Raw genomic sequence first — 3,688 nt, forward strand, 5'->3', positions numbered from 1 at the left:
GCGATTAAAAAATCATGCGTTAAATAACGCACCCAATAATAAAAAAAATAATAAAGAAATAGAGCTACCCACCCACATCACCAGTAATTTAAAAAAAGAGCTTAGAGACTATCAAAAAAAAGCGATAGATAATTATTTAGAAAAACGCCAATCTAACCCCACTCAAAAGCATTTCATGTTTGAAATGGCCACCGGTAGCGGTAAAACCTTAGTGATGGCGGGTTTGATTTTAGAATGCTATAAGCAAGGCTATCAAAACTTTATCTTTTTTGTGAATAGCGCCAGCATTTTAGAAAAAACGAAATTGAATTTTACAGACAGCGCCTCATCAAAATACCTTTTTAGTGAAAATATCAATATCAATGATGAAAACACAGAAATTAAAAGCATCAACAATTTAAACGAAAGCCACAGCAACGCTATCAACATTTATTTCAGCACCATTCAGGGCTTGTTTTCATTATTCACTAAAGCTAAAGAAAACGCTATCACCCTAGAGGATTTAAAAGATCAGAAATTGGTTTTTTTAGCGGATGAAGCGCACCATTTAAACACAGAGACTAAAAAGAAATTGAATGATAGTGAGGCTAGTGAAAAACGCAACTGGGAAAGCGTGGTGAAATTAGCCCTAGAACAAAATAAAGACAATTTATTGCTGGAATTTAGCGCCACTATCCCTAATGAAAAAAGCGTTAAAGACAAGTATGAAAACTTAAAGGTGGTAACTTACACCTTAAAACAATTTAGCGAGGATAAATTTTGCAAAAACATCTACTCCCTTTCCTATGAAAATAAAGCATTAGAAACACGCTTTCTAGGGGCATGCGTTTCCAGTTTGTATAAAGAATTACTAGCCCAACACCACAATATTGAAAACTTTAAACCCTGTATTTTGTTTAAAAGCGAAAGGATTGAAGAGAGTAAAAAAAATCAAGAGCGCTTCAATGCGTTTTTAGAAAATTTAAGCCCTTTAGATTTAGAAAATTTTTTCAATCACAGCCGCAACGCTTTTTTTAAAGCCGCTAAAAACTTTTTTGATGAGCAAAAATACACCCCTAACCTTGTCGCGCTCCTACAAAATAAATTCAAAGAAAGCGTTCAAATTAACACCAATAACGAAAAAGAATTAGAAAAGGGCATGCTTTTATTGAACTCCCTAGAAGACAGAGACAACCCTAAAAGAGTGATTTTTAGCGTGGATAAGCTCAATGAAGGTTGGGATGTGTTGAATTTGTTTGACATTGTCAGGCTTAAAAACAAAGCGAGTCAAAAAGACACCACCAAAGACGCCCAACTCATAGGGCGAGGAGCGAGATACTACCCCTTTAGCTACAACGATTTCAAGCCAGGCCGCATAGAGTTTCACCAACGCAAATTTGATTTTTCCAACCCCTTAAGCGCGCTAGAAAGGTTAGACTACCATGCCGTTTATGACAGCGAGTTTATCGCTAAATTAAACAACGAGTTACAAGATTTAGGATTAGGATTTGTAAATGAAAAACAGACTATCCCCTTAACACCCACCAAGCGTTTCAAATGCTACTATGCGAGCAACACAAAAGATAAGAATAAAAACTTATTCAATAAAGACTATTCAGACCCTGTTGAAGCCACACTCCAAAGCTTGCATGTCCCCTTATTTGGCTTTAATGTGCGTGAAAAGCAAGTGGATTTTAAAGAAGAAAATAAAGGCGATAAAACTTATTTTAAGCCCCATGCCTTAAATGAAATCCCCCTAAATTATTTTTTAAAAGCCCTTAATTTAAAAAACCTGGATTTCAAAACGCTTAAAAAAGCCTTTAAAAAACATGCCTTTAACAATAAAGTGGGATTTATAGAGCAATATATTTCGCCATTAAAAACAAACTTCCACAAAAACCAAAAGTTTGACGACAACAAAATCCTTTTAAAACTCGCTGTTTATATCATTGGAAACTTAAAGGACACGCTTTTAAAAGAGCAAGATAAATACGATGTGAGCGCGTTAGAATTAAAAGAATTTGAAACGCATAATAAAAGCCTTAGCGCTAGCGAGTTGGAAAAAGGCATTCCCTTTTATGAATGGCTGCTTTTTAAAGACATGCGGAAACTGGACAGCGATTTAGAAAGGGATTTTTTAGATTTTATCAATAAAAATAAAGAGCTTTTAAACAAGAAATTCAAAGAATGGTGCGTTTTAAGGAACGATCATTTCGCTGAATTAAAAGTTTTTTGCAATATAGAAAATAGCCCTTTTTACGCGCAAGGTTTTGAGCCGGATTTTATCCTTTTTGCTCAAACGCATGAAGATGGATTTTTAGGCTTCACTTGTTACATGGAAGCTAAAGGCGAGCATTTAGAGCCTTCTAACGCTTGGAAAAAAGAATTTTTAGAAATGCTAGAAAACGCCACGCTTAAAAGCCATAACAAAAAACTCCATTTAAAAGGCTTGCCGTTTTTCACGCTCCATAATAGCGTAGTCAATGGCGATTTTCAAACCGCTTTCCATCAAACTTTTAAGGACAAAGAATGTTAAAAACCCCACTCAAAACCCTACTAGATATTTTAATCAATCATTTCACTAAAGAACGCTTAGAAACTTTAATTATAGAGCATGATGAAAAGCTTTTAATTTTCATGCTTGAGCATGAAAACGCTAACGACTATAAAAAACACTTTTTTAAAATGATCGCTAATTCGCTCGTATTCAATGAAAAAGCGTTATTAGAATGTTTAGAAATAAAAGAATTAGATCGCTCTTTCACACGATTTAAAAATAAAATAGGTTTGTATTCACAAGGGGGTTTTATCAAATCTAGCGGATCCGTCGTTTTGCATTTCCCTTTTAAAGACGATGTTTTACTCGGTAACGCTAAAGATAACAACACCAAATCTGACGAGCTTTTTTACCATGAAATATTGCATAAAAACGAAATTGACACGCTTTTAAGTCAAAAAGCGTTGTGCCGTTTTGAAATGCATGGACAAGGCGATTTAGAAAACGCTTTAAAAGATGAAAGCACGAACTACCTTATCAAAGGCAATAACTTGATCGCTCTCCATTCTTTAAAAAAGAAATTCGCTAAACAAGTGAAATGCATCTACATTGACCCCCCTTATAATACGGGTAATGACAGCTTTAACTATAACGATAATTTCAACCACAGCTCTTGGCTAGTGTTTATGAAAAACAGGCTTGAAGCGGCTAGGGAATTTTTAAGCGATGATGGCGTGATTTTTGTGCAATGCGATGACAACGAACAGGCTTATTTAAAGGTTTTAATGGATGAGATTTTTCTTAGGGAGAATTTTGTGGCGAATTTGCATGTAGAATTATCAACAACGCAAGGCATGAAAGTGGCTTCGGCTAAAAAAGGAAATATTGTTAAAAATGCCGAATATATTTTAATTTATTCAAAAAATATGGAGAATTTTAGTTTTATCCGTTCTCTTTATGTAGCTAAAGAATGGGATGAACACTATTCGATCTATATAGATCCTAAAACTAAAAAACGAGAAACACTATTAAATTTCTTAAAAAGTAAGTATGAGAATATAACAAAAGACAAAGTCATGGCTCTTTATAATGACGATAAAGATTTTAGAGATTTTGTCCATAAAAATGCGGATAATATTTACAGAGATAATAATGCTGAGATTAATTTTAATTTCACGCAAGAACAAGAAAGCAATCTTAATAGTGGAGAGA

The 3,688-nt window shown here is 34.2% G+C and carries 2 protein-coding genes; both read left to right on the top strand.

What is annotated here, in order from left to right; translation table 11 throughout:
* Nucleotides 1-2,515: DEAD/DEAH box helicase family protein (locus BZK24_RS06540; protein ID WP_143424390.1), on the top strand; the 2,515-nt coding region annotated here is incomplete at its 5' end.
* Nucleotides 2,509-3,688, top strand: a 1,180-nt coding sequence (locus tag BZK24_RS06545; RefSeq protein WP_143424391.1) for a site-specific DNA-methyltransferase, incomplete at its 3' end; no start/stop codon positions are given. The genes BZK24_RS06540 and BZK24_RS06545, both read left to right, overlap by 7 nt.

The sequence above is a fragment of the Helicobacter pylori genome (assembly GCF_001998165.1).
Lineage (GTDB): Bacteria > Campylobacterota > Campylobacteria > Campylobacterales > Helicobacteraceae > Helicobacter > Helicobacter pylori_DL.